Annotated in this window: 20 protein-coding genes; all 20 read right to left on the bottom strand. The window is 58.0% G+C overall.

All coding sequences use genetic code 11. The features are described 5' to 3' along the window. Positions 1-2: 2 nt before the first annotated feature. A complete protein-coding gene (locus KT71_RS05730; protein WP_008296400.1) occupies positions 3-779 on the bottom strand; it encodes a hypothetical protein in 777 nt (258 codons plus the stop codon). Continuing rightward, a complete protein-coding gene (locus tag KT71_RS05725) occupies positions 780-1850 on the bottom strand; it encodes an acyltransferase family protein (RefSeq protein WP_008296401.1) in 1071 nt (356 codons plus the stop codon). It lies immediately after the preceding gene. After that, positions 1847-5623 carry a glycosyltransferase gene (locus KT71_RS19645; RefSeq protein WP_023660023.1) on the bottom strand — a complete coding sequence of 1259 codons (3777 nt, stop codon included), beginning with the start codon at positions 5621-5623 and terminating at the stop codon, positions 1847-1849. The genes KT71_RS05725 and KT71_RS19645 overlap by 4 nt, the downstream gene beginning before the upstream one ends. 118 nt (positions 5624-5741) lie before the next feature. Then, on the bottom strand, positions 5742-6629 hold the full coding sequence (locus tag KT71_RS05715; protein ID WP_008296403.1) for a peptidylprolyl isomerase: 888 nt from the start codon (positions 6627-6629) through the stop codon (positions 5742-5744). 96 nt (positions 6630-6725) lie between these two features. Then, positions 6726-8276, bottom strand: coding sequence for a hypothetical protein (locus KT71_RS05710; protein ID WP_008296404.1), 1551 nt, complete (start codon positions 8274-8276; stop codon positions 6726-6728). Between the two features lie 94 nt (positions 8277-8370). Beyond that, on the bottom strand, positions 8371-8796 hold the full coding sequence (locus KT71_RS05705; protein WP_008292376.1) for a hypothetical protein: 426 nt from the start codon (positions 8794-8796) through the stop codon (positions 8371-8373). Positions 8797-9089: 293 nt separating this feature from the next. Further along, positions 9090-11426 carry a type II secretion system secretin GspD gene (gene gspD, locus KT71_RS05700; RefSeq protein WP_023660021.1) on the bottom strand — a complete coding sequence of 779 codons (2337 nt, stop codon included), beginning with the start codon at positions 11424-11426 and terminating at the stop codon, positions 9090-9092. Positions 11427-11460: 34 nt separating this feature from the next. Next, complete coding sequence (locus tag KT71_RS05695) at positions 11461-12150, bottom strand: hypothetical protein (protein ID WP_008292379.1); 690 nt, start codon at positions 12148-12150, stop codon at positions 11461-11463. Continuing rightward, a complete protein-coding gene (gspM, locus tag KT71_RS05690; RefSeq protein ID WP_008292380.1) occupies positions 12147-12710 on the bottom strand; it encodes a type II secretion system protein GspM in 564 nt (187 codons plus the stop codon). The genes KT71_RS05695 and gspM overlap by 4 nt, the downstream gene beginning before the upstream one ends. Then, a complete protein-coding gene (locus KT71_RS05685) occupies positions 12707-13750 on the bottom strand; it encodes a PilN domain-containing protein (protein ID WP_008292381.1) in 1044 nt (347 codons plus the stop codon). Before KT71_RS05685 ends, gspM begins: the two co-directional genes overlap by 4 nt. Before the next feature lie 178 nt (positions 13751-13928). Next, positions 13929-14747 (bottom strand): Tex family protein, encoded by an 819-nt coding sequence (locus tag KT71_RS05680; protein ID WP_008292382.1) that lies wholly within the window; start codon positions 14745-14747, stop codon positions 13929-13931. Then, entirely contained in the window at positions 14744-15334 is a 591-nt protein-coding gene (locus tag KT71_RS05675) for a prepilin-type N-terminal cleavage/methylation domain-containing protein (protein ID WP_008292383.1), read from the bottom strand. Before KT71_RS05675 ends, KT71_RS05680 begins: the two co-directional genes overlap by 4 nt. Continuing rightward, positions 15334-15711: a type II secretion system protein gene (locus tag KT71_RS05670; protein ID WP_008292385.1), complete on the bottom strand. Its 378-nt coding sequence runs from the start codon at positions 15709-15711 to the stop codon at positions 15334-15336. The genes KT71_RS05675 and KT71_RS05670 overlap by 1 nt, the downstream gene beginning before the upstream one ends. 14 nt (positions 15712-15725) lie before the next feature. Beyond that, complete coding sequence (locus tag KT71_RS05665; RefSeq protein WP_023660019.1) at positions 15726-16223, bottom strand: GspH/FimT family pseudopilin; 498 nt, start codon at positions 16221-16223, stop codon at positions 15726-15728. Beyond that, entirely contained in the window at positions 16198-16653 is a 456-nt protein-coding gene (gspG, locus tag KT71_RS05660; RefSeq protein ID WP_023660018.1) for a type II secretion system major pseudopilin GspG, read from the bottom strand. Before gspG ends, KT71_RS05665 begins: the two co-directional genes overlap by 26 nt. A gap of 115 nt (positions 16654-16768) precedes the next feature. Next, entirely contained in the window at positions 16769-17974 is a 1206-nt protein-coding gene (locus tag KT71_RS05655; RefSeq protein ID WP_023660017.1) for a type II secretion system F family protein, read from the bottom strand. Between the two features lie 4 nt (positions 17975-17978). Next, positions 17979-19736: a GspE/PulE family protein gene (locus KT71_RS05650; protein ID WP_008292390.1), complete on the bottom strand. Its 1758-nt coding sequence runs from the start codon at positions 19734-19736 to the stop codon at positions 17979-17981. Between the two features lie 179 nt (positions 19737-19915). After that, on the bottom strand, positions 19916-21547 hold the full coding sequence (locus tag KT71_RS05645; protein WP_008292391.1) for a long-chain-fatty-acid--CoA ligase: 1632 nt from the start codon (positions 21545-21547) through the stop codon (positions 19916-19918). 121 nt (positions 21548-21668) lie between these two features. After that, positions 21669-22493 (bottom strand): MBL fold metallo-hydrolase, encoded by an 825-nt coding sequence (locus tag KT71_RS05640; RefSeq protein WP_008292392.1) that lies wholly within the window; start codon positions 22491-22493, stop codon positions 21669-21671. A 2-nt stretch (positions 22494-22495) separates the two neighbouring features. Further along, on the bottom strand, positions 22496-23686 hold the full coding sequence (gene fabV, locus KT71_RS05635) for an enoyl-ACP reductase FabV (RefSeq protein WP_008292393.1): 1191 nt from the start codon (positions 23684-23686) through the stop codon (positions 22496-22498). Positions 23687-23721 lie beyond the last annotated feature (35 nt).

Raw genomic sequence — 23721 nt, 5'->3', positions numbered from 1 at the left:
CACTAACGGGGATCAAACTGCGCCACATAATCCAGCGATGTTCGGGGATCGATGGCCAGGTCCCTTTGCGAATCCTCCAGCGCATAACCAAGATACTGAATATTGTCGCCCCACTCGCGATCGATAAAGGCAAGGTCATCAGCATTCAGCCATGATCGCCATTCACCAAATCCACGGGAACGGGCGACGCGCGTGTATTCTGTGGGCACCTCAGCATCGCCCTCGAGAGCCAGGCCGGTGTAGGCACTCAGCTCCGGTAGCGAGTCCCCCTGCAACAGATTTTCATAGCACAACATAAAGGGCGTAAAACGCGCCTCGTAGGCCCGCTGTACCTCATGTAAACGCTTAAAAACAGCGATAGGGGCGCGACCCACGAGCCTGGCAAGGGTGTTGTAGAGCTCAATGGTAGACACCGATGAGGGCGATTCGACCTTGGCGCTGAGGGCCTCCCGGGCCATCACGTAAGAATCCCCGTCCCCGCTGACCTGAAAATCATAGAACAGATACAGCAGCATGCTGATGAACTGGTCGCGGGGATCACGATAAATCAGCACATGTTTATCAAAATCCTCGAGAGGACGATTCTGTTCCGTCACACGCCCGATGAGCACCTTGGTAAGGGTTGAACCTTCCTCGCTGAGAATACTCTGCAGGGCATCGTCCGTATCGGGCTCAAAAAACGTGGGGAGATCCTCCGAAGTCTTATCGAGAGCCTCCTTCATCTGGCTGAACAGCCGCGTAGTACCGGACTTCGCCAGCCCCGCAATCAAATAATGCATTTACCCCTCCGGGGAAGTTTTTAACCAGCGTCGTTTCAAACCGAGCGCGGGTTTTTCCAAAAAATGCCAGGACAACAAGGCAAGCGTCACCACCACCAGGGTAGCCAGCGCGGTATTAAAGTACGGGCCCTGCTGGGGAAACAGATAAACAATCACCTGCTGTACCGGCCAGGCATAGATGTAAATACCGTAGGACGGATCGCCGAACCAGCGGTCGATATCCAGAAAGGGACTACGGTAGGCAAGAAAGAATATCAGGTACACAAAAGCCGGCGGAAACACAAAATCAAACCACGGCTTGCCCAAAGCAACATATGCCAATGCTGCCGCCGCGACACCCAGAGGCAGGCTCAGGGGAATAGCGGCTCGATTGAGGTAACACACGACGCCCAATAGAAAGTACACGCAGGGCTCAGCCCACTTCTCGATACGCCCGACGAGGGGAATGTCTCCGAAGTAGTTAAAGGCGAATAGCAGTAGGGCCAGGGCCGCGAGGTTTCCCAAAGTACGCCATCGAAGGAGACCCGTGGCACCCACAACCATGAGAAGGATGTAGCAGGAAACCTCCACGGGAAGTGTCCACAGGGATCCATTAACGCCGGGGCGAGGCAATGACTCGAATACCCCGGGCAGGCGAAAGCTCATGGGAAACAAGGCCGTGGTGTTCCAGAGATAATTCCAGGTCCGGGGATTAGTAAAGTAGTCAGCGCGCTCCAGGGTCGTCAGCCAGGCACCCAGCACCACAGTTGTAAGGCAAACACAGACTATTAGAGCCGGATAGATACGCAAAACCCGCGAAATACAGTAATCCAGCAATCCCCGGCGCGCGAAACTCGCGGTGACAAGGAAGCCGCTGATGGCAAAAAAACCACTCACGGCGATTTCCCCTATCCACGTGGACTTCTCAAAAAACTCCCGCAGGGGATTGAGCTCTCCGTGACCGGTAATGGGAAAACTGTGGCCAAAGAGTACGCACCAGGCAAAGAAAATCCGTAAGGCGGTGAAGTTGTTCCGTCGACTGCCGTCGTAATCGCCCAGCATCGGCGTGCTGTCGGGGGTGACACTTCTCACTGCGCCGGGCTCTCGGTCGCCGCAAGATCAGGGATATCCGCACGAAGCACTGAGGCTGCAGACTCACGGTCAAAATAACTGTGCAGCCACGCTTCGTGACGATCGAGCTTATCCGCTTTGGGCTCATGGTCGAGGAGCAATGACACCAGCGTGTCCGCGATGCTCCCCGCGGTGTTTTCTATCCACATGACCGTGTCACTCTCGGGTATACCCTCGACCCCGATGTCCGTCGTCACCACCGGGACATGATTTGCGATGGCTTCGATAATTTTTCCTTTGATGCCCGCCCCGTAACGCAAGGGCACGACCACCGCGCCCACCTGCCGATAAAGCGCATCTAGTTTGGCATCGCTGACATAGCCGTGAACACAGACGTTGTCGCTGGCAAGAGTTAACACCTCCGTAGGTGGGTTGGAGCCCACCAGATGCAATCGCGCGTCAGGTACCGATGCGAGGACGGCGGGGAAGATTTCTTCGACCAACCAACGAGCCGCATCCACATTGGGCGGATGGTTGTACCCACCCACAAACAACAGCTCCCGCGGAGCCGTCGGCTCATAGGGCGGAAGCTCATCAAGTTCCATAGCATACAGTGGTATGCGGCGCAGCTTCGCCGCGGGCACCATGGAGGACAGCGCCTCAATTTCCACATCGGAAAAATAGTACACCCGGTCTACTCGCTCACAGACAGCAAGCTCGCGCTTACGCCAGGACTCAGACTCACGACGAAGCGCATCATCGTCCTTAAGCGCCGCTTCCCGAGCGATCCGCAGATAGTGAAGATCATGTCCGAAAAAGCTGATGGGGGGACGTGGGGACAGGCGCTCGAGATACGGCAACATCTGCTCTGCGATATGGGGACGGTGAAGAAAAATCTCATCGATGTAGGGAGCGTGCTCGCTCAGCCATTCATCAAGGTGTCTGGCCACACTCTCCCCCACGAGCACCTCTACACCCATGGCCTGCAAGGCCTTTGTGTAGGGCTGGTGCGGAAAAAAGTTCGCACCCATCAATTGCACCCGACACCCCAGGGACAGCAGGAGCTGAAGATACATATAGGTCGAGCGTCCCCCCGCATCTTTGTCGTGATGGGGAACGTAGTGGTCAATGACGAGGATGCAGGGCTTTTTGGCAGACCGGTCCCGGGCATGAATCACATGCTGCGCATTGGGAAAATGCCCCTCATCCAGCTCCCCCTGCCACTTTTCTCTGAACACGACCTGATTCGTCACCTGATGCTGCTTGACGCCGGCATTCAGGTCCGTGCCATTGCTGACGCCTTCAAAGTGATAGATCACGCTCTCGGGCTGATACACAACGCGGAAACCCGCTGCCCGCGCGGCAAAGCAGATGTCGGCATCCTCATAGTAAGCGGGCGCAAAGCGCTCGTCGAAACCACCCAGCTGCTGCCAGAGATCGCCACGAATCGCGAGACAGGCGCCGGACACATAGTCCACATCACGCCGGTAGTTGAATGCGGGCTTGTCGGGATCATCGGCGCGGCCAAAATTCCAACCCGAGGCGTCGTTCCAAATAATGCCCCCTGCCTCCTGTAACACGCCATCAGCAAACAGGAGCTTGGGGCCCGTCACGCCCACGGACTGATCATTAAAAGGCTCGATCAGGGTGGCTAACCAACCCTCAGTAACCGCAGTGTCGTTGTTAAGAAACACAAGAAACTCGCCACGGGCCTGTGCCACGGCCTGGTTGCAGTTTTTTAGGAAGCGCAGGTTTTCAGTGGTCCTCGATACAGTAATACCGCGCATACGCTCAGTGATGGTGGTGGTTAGATCGGTGGAGCAGTCATCGGCGATGATGACCTCGTAGTCCAGGTCCTGAGAAAAGCGGTGTACTGATTGCAGGCAGTTAATGGTGACCCGGTAGTCGTTGTAAACGGGCACAATGATCGAGACGCGAGGGGCCGCGGGCTCCGGGAAATCCAACTCCAGAGCGTCGAGATCCTCACTCAGTGACGCCGGATCGAAAGCCGGTGGACTGGTGGCTGCGTCGGGGAATCGCGCGTTGACCCACACCGCCAGGTCGTCGGAAGAGCTCCCGAAAAACACTGACGCGGCACGCCGCAAACGCGGCAGGCTAAAGCTTCTGGCCGAGCCCGCGGGATTCTGTCGCACATAGCGGATGACATCACCAGCCATGCGAAGCTTCGTGGGACGGGGGCCTGGCTTTTCCAGGGCAAATTCATCAAAGTGACGGTGCGCCTGTTCCAATAAATCTTCGTAAGCGCTGTTCCTGCCTCTCTGCCCCGTGAACAAACGGTACAGCTTCCGCGTGTAGCGCTGGAAGCGTGCCATGGTGGACTGTTCGAAAGACAACAATGTTCTGTGGGAGTCAGTCAGCAGTGAAAACAGGTACTCGGTTTTGTCCTCCAGACTCTGATTTTCAGATTCGAGCCGCTCTCGCGTTTGGGTAAAGACTGCCCTCAGGGCCTCGATATCATTAAGCGCTGAAGCAAGCTTAGCCGTGCGCTCGTCGAGCTCTTCATGCAAACTGGTGTGTAAAGACACTAACTCTGTATGGTCATCAATCAAGGACGCGTGCGCCTTGACCTCGTTTTCGTGAGCCCTGGCAAGGGCGTCATGCTCAAGCCGCAGCTCATCAAGAACCCGGACCGCCGCCGCATGCGTGACTTTCTCGGCCTCATGGGCCTTAAATAGAGCGTCGTGCTCCCTTGTTATCTCCTCAAGGGCCTGTCCTGCTCGCAGATGCAGTTGCCGCTCTTTATCGTGAGCGCTTGCCAGCGCGTCATGTTCTTTTTGCAACTGGGCCAGCGTTTCAGCCGCCTGGGCATGCACCCGCTGTTCCGCCTCATGGGCCGATACGAGAGCGTCATACTCCCCCTCCAGGGTACTCAGAGCCGAAAGCGCTCTATCGCGCTCTGTTAGACGCTCATCCGCCAGTGTTTGAGCCGCATCGCGCTCCTGTCCGGTCTCCACCACCCGTGCCAGAGGCGCCAATGCAGCGGCCACATCATGAATCCGCGCAAGCACCTGCGACTCGGGATCTAGATCAACCAGCGGCACCTCGCAGTAGCCGTTCTCGCAAACCTTGACGCAATGGTCATGCAGCTTTTTTTGCGAGTCGCTGAGTAACTGCCAGTCGTTATCCCCGGACTCAACACTGAAGTGGCGGAGGTCCGCGCGATACTGCGAGCCGGCTTTCTCTGAAGCGCAATCAAACCCCCGTTCGCGCAGGCGCTCTATCACCGGGAGCAGGCTTACACCGTCTGCGGACACATCGTCATAGTTCAGCGCCAGACTGTCACCGGGTAGTGACGCGATGGCTCGACGGTTATAAATCTCCCAGAGTAATAATCCCAGCTGCAATGGAAAACCGTTACGACGCGCCAAGGATTGCGCCACGGCCAAAGGCGAGCGATAGACAAACATAAGGGATGATGACTGCGCCAGGGGCTCCCACAGCGGCCAGGTAAGACATAGTCGGGGGTCTTTGACAAAAAACTGACCCGAAGGCGAACTATCGGCAAGATGCTCCAGCAGCGTTGTCTGGGCTTGCGCCGACGCGCTGTCGGCTTGAATCCTCAACGGTGGCGCAAACCAGCTACCGCCATCTGTGGAGATTAAAGCATCGTTAATCTCGACCAGACGGCGATTCTCAAAGAACCCTTCAGGATTGTCTGACTGCGCTGATAACAGCTCGGGCACAGGCCCGGCACTGATCCCTGCTGCGTGCAGAGACTGAGCAACGAAGGACGTGCCCGAGCGATGCATCCCCAGAACAAAAAGACAGCGCATGGCAGGCAGAGCATTCCTTTCGTTTATTGCGCGCAATCAAGTAAGGGCAAAGCGCCAGAAACGGCTACCGCAAAAAACGGTAGCCACACAACGCAAGCTTACCCTGCTTTACCCGCGTTTACTCCTGTGAAGAGAGGAGTTCTTCCATGAGTTCGCCATTGATATAAAGGTCGTCAGTGATACTGAACCGACCCCGTACTTCATCCCGGGCCAAACCGGCGAACTCGCGCTTGATTTCGGTGATGATAACGTCCCGAACCTTATCGAACTCTGCATAGGCAGATTCCTGCACGGCATCGAGACGAATAATGTGCACACCAAACTGAGAGTCCGTGACTTCGGAATACTCGCCTACGTTTTCAATCTCAAACAACGCTTCAGAATAGGGCGGCGTAATACCGGGATCACCAAAGCGAATATACTTACCCAGGGATCCCTTACGGGCTCGCGTACCTGCATCGTCAGAATACTCGGCTACCATGGCCTCGAAATCCGCGCCGGCGCGCAGTTGATCCAGCAAACCCTGGGCTTTGGCGCGAACCTCGGTTCGATCGATACCCGGAGGCGAAATCAATAGAATGTGACTGGACGCCCGCACCTCCGGCACAAATGCATACTTATCTTTTTGAGTCACGTAGCGCTCTCTGGCCAGAGGCTCAAAGTCCGGCTCCGACACTTCGGACACCAGGCGCTTAAACATGTATTCATACTTGGCCCCGACAAGCGCTGCATGAAGGGTCCAGTAATCGTCATCAGACGGCGTAATTTTGTCGGCCTCTGCTGCAAGTTTGCGGGCTACAAGTAGCGAGTTGATGATTTCGAGACGCTCAGCCACATCGTCTCTCATCTTTGCTTTCAGCGACGGCGGCATGGTGTCGTAGATTGCCTCAAACTCCTCGGTTGTGATGACAACCCCACTGTCGGCGATCAAAACACCGGCATCGTCAGCAGCGAAGACAGCGACGCTCAGTAATGCGGAAATAGCGATCAAAACACGTTTCATCATCGTTGTGCCTTTTTGAACCTCAAGTAACAAACAATAAATTTAGCAAAAAAAAACCGGCGCCCGAAGGCGCCGGTTCACTTTACGCTAGGTTACTACTTACGGAGCAACGGTAAAGCTGTGAGCTACCGCTCGGCCGTAGGACGCATCGGGGTTAGCCGCTACGTTACGTACCCAAGCCGCAAAGCCAACCATGGGTACCGCAGTTTCTACCACCGCGTTACAAGTCATAGTCAGTGCCGCACCTGCGGGCAGACCTTCGTCACCAGCAGGAGTGTCAGGACCGTCCCATGCGCAAATAGCCTGCTCAAGCGGATCAGCAGCAGTCACCGCCAGAGACAACCAACCAAAGTTCTGGCCGAGGTCTGCAGTGATGTCGACGTCAGAGACACCCAGTACCGCGTTACCGCCGAAGGTGATTACGTTAGTTTCCTTAGCGAGCTGCAGTACGCTGGGCTGACCAGGCAGTGCAGGAGATACTGTCAGATCACCGGACTCGGGGATCTCAGTAAGCTCTTCACGGTTATAGGGAACAACCGTTGCATTCACAGGAATGTCACGGAAATCACAGACATCACCGCCCGCAGTGACGTTGCCGTCAGCTACAAGACCGGTGTCACAATCGACATCTTCATCATCCAGCGAAGCGATGTAAGCGGGCATATCAAGCATCAGATACTGACCGGGCAGGGTTACAACCCAGCTCAGTGCGGCACCGTTTGCAGGGTTGGCCGTCCACTCGTTGATCAGGTTAGTAACACCCAATACGTCTCCGGCGCGCAGACCTTCGAACAGATTACGAGTACCGTTTACAGGCTCGCCACCATCCAGATCAGGGAAGTCAAAACCGTTCAGGTCGCCTGACAGGTAACCAAACTGCTGGTTAGTCATAGAAGGCTCAGGCAGGAAGTCGGCGATATGAACTGCGTTGTCACCGAACTCAACGCCAGTAGCGTTGTCACGAATGAAGTAAGACACCTTCAACACGTTCTCGGTCAACTCAAACTCGTTGTCGTTGACTGCATCGTAAGGAGCAGGCAGTACGTCAGACGCTGACTGAACAGAGTTCGCATTGTCAACGATACCGCGTGTCGTACCAGCTACGCCATTAGCGAAGAAGTTAGAGCGAACAGCGGCACAATCAGCAGGTACCAGTGTGTCGGTAGTGTGCTTGGCAGCAACTGCGATGCCCTGATCTTCGTCGATGGGCGCGCCCATGCCGATGATTTCTACGTAACCAGTCTCAGCGCCTTCGCGGTAGATAGCTGGCATCTGCAGAGAACCGTCAGTAGCGGCAGGTGCAGTACAGGTAGTGTCATTAGCTGACCATACGATGTTGCCGTTCTCGTCGTCAGACAGGAAGCCTGCGTAAACGTCCTGGGGTGACATGATGACGTTAAAGTCAAGCGCGTCCAGTGAATCAGGCGCACGACGGAAACGGAATTTAACAACCTGCGTACGATCGCTGGTGTTAACGATGTGAATACCCGTGATCCACTCACCGTTTACTGTGTAGTAAGGCACGAGGGCGAGATCACCCAGTGCGTTGTTAGCTACTGCGGGCTGAGCCGTAGCAACGTTTACATAGCCAGCGGAAGCAGCTGCTACTGCAGTTGCAATTCCGAGGGGCTTCAAAAACTTCTTAATCATGATGGAGACTCCTAATGTGTCCATTTCGCGATAAACATTCTTTGCTAGCGCTTTTTTTTGCTAGCTGCAGCCAGCTTTCAACCCGCTGCCACACTTACAAGTTGGCACTGTACCACCATTGCCCGTCTGACAGAATCCACTGCTCAACTGACCTTACTGGCACTGCACCTATTGCTTCTGAGGCCGCTGAAGTTTGTTTGACCGGTCGGGACATGACCCCGACTGCCACACTCGCCACAGCTGCCCGCGCATCATAGTTAACGAATTCAACTGAAGTCAACTCCCACTCCACCATGTAGGAAAACTTCCGCTCGTACATTTTGCGCGTAAAAACATCGCGATAGGCCGGCGAGGTGAATTCATAGGCTGCGCCCCAATCACGACTTTCCAGGGCATTCCATCGCGCCTCTGCTCTTTTTAACAGCTCCGCCTGGCTCTGTTCTGACAGCCTTTGCGACCCGGCGCACCCTGACAAAACCATTGCCAGCATCAATAGGGAAAAGAGCTTAACCGCCTTCATACATCCTCCTAAGTTGTTGATAAATATGGACTATAAGACTTTAGTGATTCGTTTCTTTCAGACTCCAGGGGGTAGCCCGGGCCGTAAACGGTGCAACCCCGCCCATGCAGTGATCGATGATGGCAGAGGCAAAACTCCTCGCGAAAACACCCGTAGACCCATGGGGTGAACTCGAAGCGCAGCGGAAGAATATGCCTGTTTACCGCGTATTTTCAGTCACTTAGGGGCTTACGGGCGTATAACTTCGAGGTTTATTCCCACTTATTTCAAATTAGCGACCGGGAAAAATACCATCATTTTTCGTAAGTTTTCTCCCCGGAACGGGGGGGATCTCGGACCAGCTTCATAAATCTGACCTGCTCACGCATCTCATCACTCACCGCCCGGAGCTCTTCTTCGTTATATAAGGCGCGAGGTGTGATGATCACCAGCAGTTCTGTGCGCCGACTGTCGGTAGTCGTGGTACCAAAAAGGCTTCCGAAGAGCGGTATCTCCCGCAAAATGGGCACGCCGGAGTCGCCGAGGCTGGAATTCTCACGAATCAACCCCCCCAGCACCACCGATTCGGACGATCGCACGGCTACGCGACTATTAATAGTACGGTCCAGAAACGCCCGCTGCCCCGTGGCCGAGTCAATGGAACCCACATCGATGACCGATTGCTCGATATCCATGGTCACCAGCCCCCCGGCGTTCACAGACGGTCGCACGGATAACTGCACACCCGTATCGCGATAGGTGATGTTCTGCACCGAATTACCACCATTGGTAATCGTCTGCCCCTGGAGCACGGGCACCTGATCGCCCACAGAGATGAATGCCGTGTGGTTGTCTAAAACCATCACCGACGGGCTTGAGATCACGTTGATGAGCGATTCCTCACTGAGCGCGTTCAAAACCGCCGAAATGTCACCCAGGGAATTTGTCACCGTATAAGAGAAGCCTGCGGCGGCGGCCGGGCCCGCTGCTCCTGCCGCCAAAGTCCCCAGACCGTCGTAGTTATTGCCCAGACCGTTTTTGAAGGTCCACTCGAGTCCGTACCGCAGTTCATCAATAAGCTGCACTTCCATGATGCTGGCTTCGATGATGACCTGTGTCGCTACCACATCGAGCTGTTTGAGCGCGTCTTTGACAATGCCGTATTGCTTGCCGTCGGCATAAATCATCAGGGCGTTGTTTTCCTCATCGGCCACCACACGCACATCCGCGAGGGGGCTGATCTGTCCCGCACCGGTGGTACCCATATTTACAGAGGTCATGGCCGTGGCGGCAGCGCGAGCGCCCTGCCCCGACCCGGTGCCACCACTCCCAAAGGAACCTGTATTCGATGCGGAGTTCGAGCCGCCCATTGTGGAGCCATCACCTGCGTCGCCGCTGGCACCGCCAAAAACCGAAGAACCACCGCCACTGATAGATTCCGGTGACAAACCCGGGGCTACTGCTGCCTGGTCGCCGATGGCACCGGATGATTGACGCGTGCCCGCGGCTCCAGCGTTGCCGCCCGCGTAAATCGAGTTAAGCAGCTGAGCCAGTCGGGTGGCAGTCGTGTTTTGCACGGGGTAGACATAAAGGCGCTTTTCAAAGCGTGCATCGGGATCCACGTCAAAGCGCTGGATCCAGTCACCGACCCTGTCGAGATAGTGGGCGCGCGGCGTGACCACCAGAATACTGTTGAGACGCTCCATGGGTAAGACGCGCACAATTCCGCTGATGCCGCCCTCTTCCCCGCCCGTGGCGTCCATGAGCGTCTCGATCGCCTCCATGGTTTCGTTCACGCTGCTGTTTTCCAACGGGAACATACCCACCGACATACCCGCCAGCATATCGACATCAAAAGTGCTGACGATCTCCAGCCAGCCGCTGAGCTGCTCCCGGGTTCCTGCCATCATGAGCAGAGCACGTGTGTCATCCACGCGTACAAATGCATCTTTTTCTGCCAGGGGTTCCAGAATACTGGCCATTGCTTTGGCGCTGATGTATTGCAGCGGGATCACCATGGTGGAAAACCCCGCCGCGATATCATCAGCACTGGTGACGTCCGGCCGAAGATTCATCGCCTGTTGCGAACCGGTGATGAGATAACGACCGTCGTCACCGCGAATCATCAGCGCATCGTGGGCTTTGAGGAGAGATTCCAGCACCACCAGTAGCTCATTGCGAGGGATGGGCGTCCTCGTGCGCAGAGTAACCTTTCCCTGAATAGGACGATCCACAATGTAGTCAAGCTGCAGGATGTCGCCAACGATGGCGTGCACCACCTCATCCAGCGGCGCCTGCTCAAAATTGAGACTGACATCGTCACCGATAAACCTGATCGTATCCTGGGGTTCGGGGAGCCGGACCTGCCGGTCGGTGCCTCTGTAAGTTACAGGCTTGGCTCGCTCGTCCGCCTGCTTATCGGCCAGCTCCTGCGCAGACACTGACAACGATGAGCCCTGTGCTGCTTTGGGGGCGCTCACCGGCTCAGGTCTGCCCTCGACTTTGCCGGGCTCTCCCAGCAGCACCGTTTCCGAGCGCGCCATTTGCTTCATGTCCTGGGAGGCGCAGCTCGCAAGCACGACGCACAGGGCTGCAAGAAACGCTCTGCGAGTTCTGGCGAACGGCGGTGAACTCTTCATCGAATCAGTCATGATTTAGGTCTATCCCAATGGTCCGGAGGATTCGCTACTGCCCACCCAGGGAGAGCTTATCCGTTGTTTTGTTGTTTTTCCTGGCTGTCTTTGCGGCACTTTGAGGCACGGCTGTTTTTGCCGGAGTCGCCCTGACGACCTCGTCCTCCGCCGCCCGGGCAGGCTCCGGCGCATCACGCTGGGCCGGTATCACGGGTCTGGGAGTGAGGCGCCGCACATCCCGAATGCCCGCGCTCACAAAAATCACCTCTCCCAGGGACACGGACTGCAGGCTCCACCCGGCAACCCGGTCACCAATCCCGAGGCGCATAAGCTTGTCCTTGTAGATCACGATGGCCTTGCCCTCCTCGCCGGCACCCACCGCGCCAGCGACCTGCAAACCCTCAAGGCGACGCGCGGGTTTACCGCTAGCATCCGGGCTCGGCTGAACAGCCACATTAGCGTTGGGCCGGCGCGATGCCCAGAAAAGCGGCCTCGCCTGAAGCTGCATGCTCTGGGGAGCGGTTATGGCCTGGGGCGCATTCACCGCGATCACGCGAAGGCTGTCATCAGCGGGAGCAACCGCAGGTACCTTCACCTTACTGAGATGCATCAGGTACCAGCCGACGCCCTGAAGCGCTATCAGCAAAACCATGACGATAACAACGAGCTCCAGGCGCCGCTCGGAGCGCTGGGGCTCGGCCTGATCGACGTATCGATCGCGGATGGTAGCGATGACAGTCACGGCAGCACCCTCAGTACCATCAACTGCATCACCGCCGTCACGGATTGCTCCTCATCAGCGTTGCGGGCATTCGCGCGGACAGGAAAGGTATCCAGAGACTCAATGAGCAGTTGCGGTCGATAGGCCGCGATACCCGCCAGAGCCGCATCCAGCGCTGAGAGCGATCCCGCCGTTGTCAGCTTGACGGCAACCTGATCAAACAGCTCGCCCTGACGCACGGGCATGACCTGACTATTACTGACGGACATCCCCGCCTCCGACAGAATCTGTCGAATATCCGCCTGGAGTCGGGCGGCGAGCGCCGACGGATCATCCGTGGCCGGAAATGCCATTTCCCGAAGACGCTTCTCTGCCACCTGGCTCTGCTTCACCAGCTCCGCCTCGTTCTGCAGCAGTCCTTTCAGACGTGCTACGCGAGGCTCGATACGTCCGCGATCTCCCGCGTACTCAAACCCCAGCCCCAGAAGTCCAAACACCGTTTTGAGGTAAAAAAACACGGGCAGGATCAGCGTTATCCCCACAAACAGGCTGGTTCGGCGATGAAGGCGAATCCAGTTCACGAGTCGTCACCAGCATCCGCCGGGGTGCTGAGTTCGATGTCCAGATGAAACTGCTCGAGTCCCGTGTTGCCCACAGCCGTGATGGCCTGAGGCGCGGTGACGCTCGCAAAGCTGGGCGTTTGCGCAAGGGTTTGCATAACCACGGCGGCATCCCGAGCTCGTCCGCGCACGCGCAGATCCCGACCGCGCATGGAAAAATGCAGGATGTGCGCCTCGTCTGACAGCAGCTCCGTGAGTCTTGCGATTTCGAGATGAGGGTTGGGATATTCGGCAACCAGGGCATTGGCCGCCCGGATGGTCTCGTTGGCATCGACCATTGTTGCCCGCATGGCCGAGACGGCCTGGGATTCGTTTTGAATCCGCGACTGCATGTATTCAAAGCGATTCAGGGAGATGCGCTGCTCCATGGCAAACACCGCCGCCAGGACCATAATCAGCGCGAGCACCGCGCCCACGAGAATACCCGTGCGCAGCAGGCGTCGTCGATAAAGCCGCTCCCGCAGCGCCTCACCAAAACCTTCCAGTGCAACGAGGGCGCCATTCGCCTCTGCCCAGATTTCCGTATCCGAGGCTCCATGAGATGCAGAAGACAGCTGCTCATCCCGCCTCCAGCGATCGATAGCAGTGCGGGACGCAATCGCCATCGACACGTGAACAAGCTGCGGATCCCTGCCGGTTTCACGCCAGCCAAACACCGTATCCTCAGCGTTGAATGGGCTGGCAGCGGCGACTTCCATCGCCAGGACCGAGGTCAATTCCGCCTCCGCAGCAATAGGGACACTGAGCGCCCGGGCAAGCACAAATTGATCGGGCAACAGCTGCGCACTGCATTCCGTGGCCTGTGTTGTTTGCGCCGCCGGTTGCCCACCCTGATACACCTGCGCCTCCCCGTCGCGATAAAGGGTTACGGGCTCATCAAGACGTTGTCGCAGAGGCGAGGTCGTGGACAGCAATAGCTCGCGCCACGCGGACAGCCATTGCTGTCCGACGTGACGCATATCGATGCCGAAGAGCACCCATTGATTGCTTTGCGCTGCCACCTCTATCGCTCTCTCGCCTTTTCCAAGATTCTTTGAAGCTTCGTCGCTGACAAAACCTACAAAAGCTTATCGTCCACCAAGCCCGCTCTGTTTAGCCCTGCTTTCTATCTGCCTATCTGCCTGTCTGCCTGTCTGCCTGTCTGCCTGTCTGCCTGTCAGCCTGTCTGCCTGTCTGCAGCTAAACAGCGGGTCCCGGGCGGCTCACAATGCGCGCGGGCTCGGTCCGGTAGACGCGCCAGGGCAATGCCCCAAGGGAAGCGGACAGAGATACCCAGCGCCGGCGCAACCAAAAGGTTTCGCCAATCTTTACCAGGGCATCAACGCGATAGCCCCTTGCCCGCGTTTGTCCCAAGGGAACGTCGACGGGCGCCTGGCCCCTGTTGCGAACCCGGCTCTCCGGCGCCAGCTGACCTAGCTGTCGCAGCCGCTGCATCGCTCGTGCACCGGGGCGCGAAAGTCCGACACCCCCGACAGGCACAGCAACATAATCACGGACCCCATCCCAGGTTCTGCGATTAACACCGGGAGCGCTTAGCAGGTCCTCGACGGCCTCCAATCGGGTACCTCCGCTCCTGCCCGCATCCTGACGCCATTGTACAACAGCGTTGGCGAGGTACTGCGCATTGCCCCGGGGCAGAGCGCCAGACATCTCGAACACATTGGCCAGTAATGGTGCGGAGGCCGTGTTCACATCCAGCAACCATTCCGTGGGTACGGCAAGCACATGGATCTGCACATCCCCCAACTGGTATTGCTGTTGCGGCAGTCGGGCATCGCCTCCCAGGCTAAAAGCGCCGTCGCGGATGTCGGCCATCAACAAGGTGATGGCACCGTCACCCGCGGTGGACGCTTCGGCACGCCCCATATGTACCTGGGCAAGGCGGACATCCGTCCGTGCAGACAACACCACGCCGGCGACAAGAAGCGACATGCCGGCGATAAACCACACCACCACCGCCAGGGCGACGCCGGATTCGCGACTTCCGCGCACGGTCATCGCGCCACCTCCATCACAATATCCGGCCAGTAGCGCTCGGCGGAACGGATTCGTAGACGCACCCATCCGGGGGCGCCTCTTCCATCCCATTCCGACAACCATAGGCCATTGGGCTGGCGCCGGTAAGCCACAGAAAACTCCTGGGCACCCTCGACTAACGTCCGCGCCGCCGCATTATTCCAATCACCCATCTGACCGCGGGCATCCATTTTCTGCCAGCGCAGGACGATGTCATCGGATTCCTGCGCTACTCGTGCGACAAAGCTGCCCCCGGTGCTCTCGCCAAACATCATGGTGGTCTTCCACATGAGCTGGGTGGGCGATGCTTCAAAAACCGTCATCTCCGCACTGCCACCACCCATGGTCAAACCGCCGCTGCTGCTACCTACGACGGCGGACTCCAGGGCATCCCGTAAGAAGCTGCTGACGCTGCGAATCTCATCGTTGCGGTCCGTCACGCGGTTAAGGGAACTTTGAGTAGACGCGAGGGTGCGCAATCCCGTGACCGTAGCCAGCATGACCAGGGACAGGATTGTTACGGAGACCATCATCTCCACAAGGGTGAATCCGCCCTCTTGCGGGCGCATCAGCGCTGCACACCCGCGACCACGGAACTCAGGGTGATCTGTCGCTGACGGCTACCGTCGGGCCAGGACACCCGGACATCAATGAGCTGCAATCGTCCGCCGCCCAGTGCAGAACCCCGGGCGCGCTCCAGGGGAGAAGCCACCACCTCCCAGACAAATCCGCCGCTGGTTTCTCCGGTTTTTTGTAGGCCTTCCAGGGGGACAACGCTGTTATCCGCAATCAGGGATCGACCCAGTTCCACCGCGTAGGCATAGCGCTGGTCTGCGCGCACGTTCCGTGTCGCCCCACCCACGGACTGGTAGAGGGCGCCCAGGGCCAGACCGAGGATGGCCACAGCCACCACCATCTCCAAGAGCGAGAAGCCCTGCTGCCTCATAGGGGAATGAGACTTCATCCGGGGGTCAAGGCGCTCTGCCTGACACGACCCACCAGCCAGTCCACGCTGATACGGGTGCCCGAGCCATCCTCCCGGGCAATATCCACACCACCACCGCTGGCGCTGCCATCGGGGTAAAAGCGGATGACGCCAATGTCTTCGCGGTTCAACTCTGCGGCGCCGTGAACGGTGATTCGCAGTCCGTCGGGAAGCGTGTGATTCCGTTTGCCGTACCAGATGCGCCGACTCGACGGTCGAACGTTAACGTCCTGCACCCGCCCCGACGACAAGGCCTGCTCCCGTGCTGAGGCCAGTAAAGTAACGGCATCACGGACCGCTTGCCGTCGCTGCATGCCCTCGTAAAAACGCACGCTTGATGGCACTGCGGCAGCCATGATCATCCCGGCAATCGCCAGGGCCACCAAAAGCTCTACGAGGCTGAATCCCCGGGCATTCCAGGAAGAGTGCCCGGGCGCTGTAGAGGGGCTACTGCCAGTTGCCGACGTCGGCATCTTCGCCTTCACCACCGGGAGAGCCGTTCTGCCCGTAAGTAAAAATATCGAGCTCACCGCGCTCGCCGGGATACTTGTAGAGATAATCCTGTTTCCAGGGATCCTGGGGCACATCCCCTTTGAGATACGGTCCGTTCCACCCCGCGGTCCCGCCCGGCTTGGTCACGAGGGCTGATAATCCCTGGGCCGTGCTGGGATAACGCCCGACATCCAGCTTGTACATCTCCAGCGCCTGCTCCAGATCGCGGATCTGGATGAGCGCTGTCTTGGTCTTGGCACCCCCCAGCTGATTAAGCACCTGCGGCCCCACGAGGCTCATGAGCAGCCCGAGAATCGCCAGGACCACCAGCAACTCCATCAGTGTAAAGCCGGATTGAGAGGTTCTGGGGCGTCGATAGTTTGGAGACACTGTATTTTCCTTAACACTCATGACTGTTTTCCTGCCTGTTGCTTTTTCAACGCCTGCTGCGCTTTTACATTCAAGCTTGTATGTTCAAGCATCGCCGGTGCTCCTTATCAGGGCCGGGACCTGCATCACCTGCGATTTACACCGCCAGATCGTTTACCGAAAGAATCCCCATGAGGATCGCAATGATAATGACCGCAATCACGGCTCCCATGGTCAGTATCAACAGAGGCTCGAGTAAGGTAAGACTCCGTTTCACGCCAGAGTTCACGTGATCATCAAAAACTTTCGCTAGCTCCAGCATCATGGTGTCCATGGCACCCGACTCCTCACCGACACGGGTCATTTGAATCACCATAGGCGTAAACATTTTTGACTCCGCCAGGGCCACGGACATGCGCTGCCCCGCTTTTACCGCCGGGGGAAGGCCGCCGAGAGATGCTTTAAGCACCACATTTTCTACGGTCTCAATGGCAATATCGATAGCCCGGAGCATCGGCACGCCATTGCCGAGCAAGGTACCCAGGGTGCGGGCAAAACGCGCCATCTCGTACTCGAAAACAATACCCCCGAAAAGAGGGAGGCGCAGCAGTCGGGCATGCCACTTCTGTTTACCCGCGTCGCTTCGCATCCAGTTTCGAACAGCGATAACCGTCAGGGTGAGCGCTATCGCCAGTAACCAGAACCAGGCGGTTACAAAGTCTGCGGAATTAATGACCACCCGGGTCAGCGTCGGCAGAGAATCACCCATGTCATTAAAAAGCGACTCAAACTGCGGCACCACGAAGGCCAGCATGACGACGATGGAGAGCACCGCGACCACTAACAGGATGGCCGGGTAAATAAGCGCAGACACGACACTGTCCCGCGTCGCCTTGGATTCCTCGAGATGGGCCACGAGGCGATCCAGCACCGCGGACATTTCGCCGCTGGCCTCGCCACTGCGAAGCATGCTGAGATAAAAACGCCCAAACAAATCGGCATAGGGCTCCAACGCCACACTCAGGGCTTTACCGTCTTTGACGGACTTGAGAACGTCCGAGAGTAGCGCCCCCATGGACGGCAGGGACGCCATCTCGATAAGCACCTTCAGGGATCTGTCCAGGGGCAGACCCGCGCGGAGCAGCACCGCCAGCTCGGTGGTCATGGACAGGACATCCTGACGGGAGGGTGGACGTCCGCCACTGCGACCCACGGCACTTCCCGCCTCGTCGCTTTTGAGGGAAAGCAGCGTGAGTCCGCGAGCGCGCAGCTGACGGGAGGCCAGCTCCTGACCGGCGGCCTCTAAAGTGCCGTCCACCGTTTTGCCGTCGCGCCCCACGGCGCGGTAATAAAAAACTGCCACAGGGTCAGGCCGGCATCGGCTGGATACGGCTCACTTCCGCCGAGGCGCCTACGGGCAATACATCTTCACCCTCACTTTGATCCTGGGTGACGCGCAGCACCTCTTCGAGAGAGCTCTCTCCCGCGACCACCTTACGCAGGCCATCCTCATACAGGGTGATCATGCCCTGATTCCGCGCCGCCGTATGCAGCTCGGAGGCGTCCGCGCCCGACTGCACGACCCGGCGAATGTCTTCATCGAGGAGGAAGAGTTCGTGAATGCCCGTGCGGCCGGAGTAGCCGCTTTGGAGACAGTGCTCACACCCTTTGGGCTCATACACGGTACGCTCGCCAGGGGGCAAAAAGCGCTTGATGCCGCATTGAGCGATGGCCGTATCCGAAAGCTCAACGGGCGATTTGCAGTGATGACACAGCGTGCGGATAAGCCGCTGGGCCAGCACACCATTAACCGACGACGTGATCAGGTAACGCTCGATACCCATATCCTCAAGGCGCGTGATCGCCCCCGCCGCGGTATTGGTGTGCAGCGTAGACAGCACCAGGTGCCCCGTGAGCGCCGACTGCACGCCGATCTGCGCCGTCTCGCCATCGCGCATCTCACCGATCATGATGATGTCGGGATCCTGTCGCAGAATGGCGCGCAGCGCGCGGGCGAAGGACAGCTCTATCTGTGCCTGCACCTGAATCTGATTGACCCCGGCGAGCTGGTACTCCACGGGATCCTCTACGGTAATGATCTTGCGGTCCCGTGTGTCCATGGACGCCAGGGACGCATAGAGCGTGGTGGTTTTACCGGAGCCCGTGGGACCCGTCACCAGCAGCACACCGTGGGGCCGCGCCAGCAACTGCTGATAGCGAAGGAGGGTGTCCTCGCTGAAACCCATGTCCGGCAGCGACAGCTGGATACTCTCCCGATCGAGCACCCGCATAACGATGCTTTCGCCGTGTACCGTGGGAATCGTAGACACCCTCAGATCAAGCTCGTGGCCTTTGACCCGGGTCATGATGCGCCCGTCCTGGGGCAACCGCCGCTCCGCGATGTTCATGTGTGACAGTAGCTTTATGCGCGAGGCGATTGCCGGCGCAAGGCTTAGGGCTGGCGGATCGGGCATGTCCTGGAGAACACCATCAACCCGGTAGCGCAGGTGCAGACCGTCCTCAAAGGGCTCGATGTGAATATCCGAGGCCGAAAGATCCAGGGCCCGGTGAATCAGCTGGTTGACCAGGCGAATCACCGGTGCCTCAGACGCGAGGTCCCTCAGATGCTCTATGAATTCGTCATCACTCTGGCCGGCAAACTGGTCCAGGTGATCTTCTTCATCCTCGTCCGTGCCGCTCTCGCTGAGCATCTGTTCCAATGCCCGGGAAATATCGCTGTCGGTGCCCAGCATGAGCTTGATAGGGCGATCCACAGCCATAGCCAGAGCTTTGGCCAGATAAGGATCCTGCGGCACCGATGCGGCAAAGCTCGCCTCAGTCTCAGACAGCGCGATGGGAATGACGTTGTTGCTAACGAGAAATTCGCGGGCCAAACCCTCGGGCACCGGGGGCGACTCAGGGTAATCCGACGCTGTAAGGAGGGGAATCTCCAGCTGCTCGCTCAGCGCCTGAGCCACGTCAACCTCGGATACGAGACCAAGTTTAACGAGCACGCGACCAAAGAGGTCTCCCATTTCGGCCTGCGCCAATAAACTGCGCTCGACATCCCGTGCAGAGAGCTTGCTCTGTGCCACCAGAATTTCGCCGAGTTTTTGTGTGCTCACCGTCTACGACCCTTTAGCGCAACTGCCTGAATCAAAAGGCTGAACTCTGAGGACAGTGATCAGCCATGCACGGACCGATGCCCGTCTACATGAGACGTCTCAGGCAGCCGTTAATTCACTGCAGTTTAACACAGGGCCCCCGCGGGGCCCTGCGGCGACGAAGCACAAAGACTCAGGGGTCAGCCCGTGAACTCATAGTCCTTAAACTGCTCGCGGAGACCCACCTTGTGGATTTTTCCCGTAGCGCCGTGGGGCAACTCGTCCACAAACTCCACGGCATCGGGGGTCCACCACTTGGCGATCTTGCCATCGAACCAGGCCAGCATTTCCTCGGCGGTAAGATCCTGACCGTCCGTCGATTTGACGACAATCAGCAGGGGCCGTTCGGACCATTTCGGATGATAGCGACCAATCACCGCCGCTTCGGCAACCTTGGGGTGGTCCGTTGCAGCGTTTTCGACATCAATGGAGGATATCCACTCACCGCCGGACTTGATGACATCTTTGGTTCTATCGGTAATAGCCATGTATCCCGAGGGGTCGATGGTGGCAACGTCACCGGTCTCGAACCAGCCCTCCTCCGCATGGGCGCTGGAGTCCTCTCCCAACTCATAGTAATTGGAGCAAATCCACGGACCGCGAACCTTCAATGACCCGAAGGCCTCGCCGTCCCAGGGCAGCTCCTTGCCCTCGTCATCCACAATCTTCATTTCCACCCCAAAGATCGGTCGACCGGCTTTCAGACGTTGCTTGGCAAAGGCCTCTTCACTGTATTCATCCCGGGCAGCGGTGCACTCATTCACGGAGCCCAGGGGGCTCATCTCCGTCATACCCCAGCCCACGCGCGTCTCCACACCATAGCGGTCGAAGTCCTCCATCACCGACAGGGGGCAGGCGGCGCCGCCGACGATCACGCGGTCAAGGGTCTCAACCGTCTTGCCCGACTGCTTGAGATAAGCGAGGAGCCCGAGCCATACCGTGGGCACGCCCGCCGACATGGTCACACCCTCGTCATTGATCAGCGTTGCCAGGGTCTCACCATCGCCCATCTTGTTGCCGGGAAAGACGAGCTTGGCACCCACCATGGGACAGGCGTAAGGCGTGCCCCAGGCATTAACGTGAAACATGGGAACAATGGGCAGGATGGCATCGCGGGCCGATAAACCCATGGCATCGGGCATCAGCGTGGCATAGGCATGGAGCATGGTGGAGCGGTGGGAGTACAAAACGCCCTTGGGATTGCCCGTTGTACCGGAGGTATAGCACAGGGCGCAGGCTTCATTTTCCTCGAGGCTTGGCCAGTCAAAGGCGTCGGAATGGCTGTGCACCAGATCCTCGTAGCAGCTGACATTCTCAAGCTTACAGTCCGGCATATGCTCTTTGCTGGTCAGCACCACCCACTCACGCACCTTCGGACACTGTTCTGCGACCGCTTCCACCAGGGGAATAAAATCCGCGTCCACGAACACCACCTGATCTTCCGCGTGATTGATGATGTAGACGATCTGCTCGGGAAACAGCCGTGGATTGATGGTGTGACAGACGTAACCGCTGCAGGCGGCCGCATAGTAAGTCTCAAAATGGCGATAATCGTTCCATGCCAGGGTGGCGATGCGATCGCCCCGGGACAGACCCCAGGCCGCCATGCCGTTGGCGAGCTGGCGGGTGCGTTTAAAGGCATCTTTATAGGTGTAACGATGGCGGGGATTATCGCGGGTAACCGACACGATCTCCTGATTACCGTGGACCCGCTCGGCGTGGGCCATGATTGACGTAATCGTCAGTGAAGCATCCATCATCAAACCGTTCATTGAAAACTCCTTTCAAAAAGTCTGTTTTTAGGGTTATGGGGGTGTGGCTTATCGTGGCCTACGTGGCCTACGTGGCCTATGTGGTCTAGTTGGCTTAGGTGGCTCATTCGGCTTAGGCCGTTTAAGCGGCTTTCCACTGATCATCGCTCCGCAAGGCTCGTCCCTCGCGCTCAAGTTTAATCAAGTGTGCCTCCATGGAAAGCTTGGCCCAGGGGTGTAGCCCGGGATCAACGTCGTCGTATACGCGCTGCACAAGCACATCCAGATCGCAGGAACCGAGATCAACAAGGCCCTGCAAGACCTTTGCCTCGCGGGCCAGGCGATGTTTCACCAGGCCCTCAATCTCGGCACGGCTGTCTTGAATCACCTCACCGTGGCCGGGAGCGATGCATGCCACGGGGTACTCGAGGAGCATTTTCAGAGCCGCAATGTACGCCTGCATGTCGCCACCCGGCGGGATGATCACCACGGTGCTGCCGTTCATCACGTGGTCCCCGGCGAATAACATGCCCTCATCCTCGAGGAGAAAACAATAGTGATTGCTGACGTGCCCGGGGGTGTGCAGCGCCAGGAGCGATAGCTCAGGGGTTTTCAGACGATATTCGTGCTCGAGAGTAACATCGGGGGAGAAAGTCTCGTCCTGATGATCATCGCCTTCGGGAAGAGCACCGATCACCTGAGCACCGGTGGCTTCCGCCACCGCCTTCCATGCCGGGGAATGGTCGGGGTGGGTATGCGTACACACGATATAACGGATACGTCCATCACCGGCCGCCAGAATCGCGTCAATATGCGAATCGATGGCCGGACCGGGATCCAGGACAATCACGTCCTCGTCCCCCAGCAGATAAGTGTTGGTTCCCGGGCCGGTCATCGCGCCGGGATTGGGCGCCACGAGGCGGCGAACGCGGGGGCTGAGTCGCCAGGGTTTTCCATGCTCCAGCATTGTCAGACCAATTGCGCGATGGGAACCAGGGGATCAACATCGGCGTCATAATCAACACCGTCAACCTCGAAGCCAAAGAGCTGCAAAAACTCACGGCGGTAGCCCGCAAAGTCCGAGAGTTCGTGAAGGTTCTCCGTCGCCACCTGCTCCCAGAGCGCTCCCACCGCTGTCTGCACCGCCGGGTCGAGCTCCTTGCCGTCGGCACGCAAACGGCCTTCCTCATCAAGCTCGGGGCTTGCCCCATAGAGTGAATCGCGAAACAGCCCATCCACCTGCTCAATGCAGCCTTCATGGGTACCCTGCTCCTTCATCACCTTGAAAAGAATCGCCAGATAAATCGGCATGGCCGGAATCGCCGCGCTCGCCTGGGTGACGACGGCCTTGAGCACGGACACGCGAGCGTCACCGCCCTTTGCAGCAAGACGCTTCCGGATATCGATGACGCGACGATCGAGGTCTTTCTTGGCCGCACCGATGGTACCGTGCCAGTAAATGTCCCAGGTCAGTTTCTCGCCCACGTAGGTATAGGCCGTGGTCTTGGCGCCGTCGGCGAGAACCCCCGCCTCGTCGAGGGCCTCAATCCAGAACTGCCAGTCCTCGCCGCCCATGACCGCCACCGTGTTATCAATCTCATCCTGAGTGGCCGGCTCGAGGTGAAATTCCTGAATCTCGCCTTTGTCGGTGTTAATCCCCTTCTGCGTCGTCGCGCTGCCAATGGGCTTCAAGGTAGAGCTATGCACTTCCCCGGTGCGAGGATGGGTACGACGGGGAGAGGCAAGGCTGTAGACAACCAGATCCACCTGCCCCATGTGATTGCGAATCTCTTCTATGGTGCGCTGCTTTATTTCGTCGCTGAAGGCGTCACCGTTTATGCTCCTTGCATACAGACCAGCGTCTTCGGCCTCGGCATGGAAAGCGGCGGAGTTGTACCAGCCCGCCGTGCCGGGCTTCCGTTCCGTACCTTCTTTCTCAAAGAACACGCCAAGGGTTTCCGCTCCGCTACCGAAGGCGGCGACGATCCTGGAGGCAAGGCCGTAGCCCGTGGAGGACCCGATCACCAGCACTCTTTTAGGTCCGTCAGTAACGGAACCGTTGCTGCGCACGTAGGCAATCTGGCGGCGCACATTCTCCGCGCAACCGACGGGGTGTGTAGTAGTGCAAAGAAAGCCGCGTACGCGAGGCTTGATAACCATAAAGCGCTATCCCTGAAAATAGAGTTTCAACAGGG

The organism is Congregibacter litoralis KT71 (assembly GCF_000153125.2).
In the GTDB taxonomy this organism is placed as follows: Bacteria; Pseudomonadota; Gammaproteobacteria; order Pseudomonadales; family Halieaceae; genus Congregibacter; species Congregibacter litoralis.
Note: the sequence above shows the minus strand (reverse complement) of the source record. Positions and strands in the feature narration are given on the sequence as shown.

Bases quoted from the DNA above. Each gene is read 5' to 3' on its own strand.
- KT71_RS05730 (WP_008296400.1), bottom strand. From the start codon at position 779: ATGCATTATTTGATTGCGGGGCTGGCGAAGTCCGGTACTACGCGGCTG.
- KT71_RS19645 (WP_023660023.1), bottom strand. From the start codon at position 5,623: ATGCGCTGTCTTTTTGTTCTGGGGATGCATCGCTCGGGCACGTCCTTC.
- KT71_RS05715 (WP_008296403.1), bottom strand. From the start codon at position 6,629: ATGATGAAACGTGTTTTGATCGCTATTTCCGCATTACTGAGCGTCGCT.
- KT71_RS05710 (WP_008296404.1), bottom strand. From the start codon at position 8,276: ATGATTAAGAAGTTTTTGAAGCCCCTCGGAATTGCAACTGCAGTAGCA.
- KT71_RS05705 (WP_008292376.1), bottom strand. From the start codon at position 8,796: ATGAAGGCGGTTAAGCTCTTTTCCCTATTGATGCTGGCAATGGTTTTG.
- gspD (WP_023660021.1), bottom strand. From the start codon at position 11,426: ATGACTGATTCGATGAAGAGTTCACCGCCGTTCGCCAGAACTCGCAGA.
- KT71_RS05680 (WP_008292382.1), bottom strand. From the start codon at position 14,747: ATGACCGTGCGCGGAAGTCGCGAATCCGGCGTCGCCCTGGCGGTGGTG.
- KT71_RS05675 (WP_008292383.1), bottom strand. From the start codon at position 15,334: ATGCGCCCGCAAGAGGGCGGATTCACCCTTGTGGAGATGATGGTCTCC.
- KT71_RS05670 (WP_008292385.1), bottom strand. From the start codon at position 15,711: ATGAGGCAGCAGGGCTTCTCGCTCTTGGAGATGGTGGTGGCTGTGGCC.
- KT71_RS05665 (WP_023660019.1), bottom strand. From the start codon at position 16,223: ATGCCGACGTCGGCAACTGGCAGTAGCCCCTCTACAGCGCCCGGGCAC.
- gspG (WP_023660018.1), bottom strand. From the start codon at position 16,653: ATGAGTGTTAAGGAAAATACAGTGTCTCCAAACTATCGACGCCCCAGA.
- KT71_RS05645 (WP_008292391.1), bottom strand. From the start codon at position 21,547: ATGAACGGTTTGATGATGGATGCTTCACTGACGATTACGTCAATCATG.
- KT71_RS05640 (WP_008292392.1), bottom strand. From the start codon at position 22,493: ATGCTGGAGCATGGAAAACCCTGGCGACTCAGCCCCCGCGTTCGCCGC.
- fabV (WP_008292393.1), bottom strand. From the start codon at position 23,686: ATGGTTATCAAGCCTCGCGTACGCGGCTTTCTTTGCACTACTACACAC.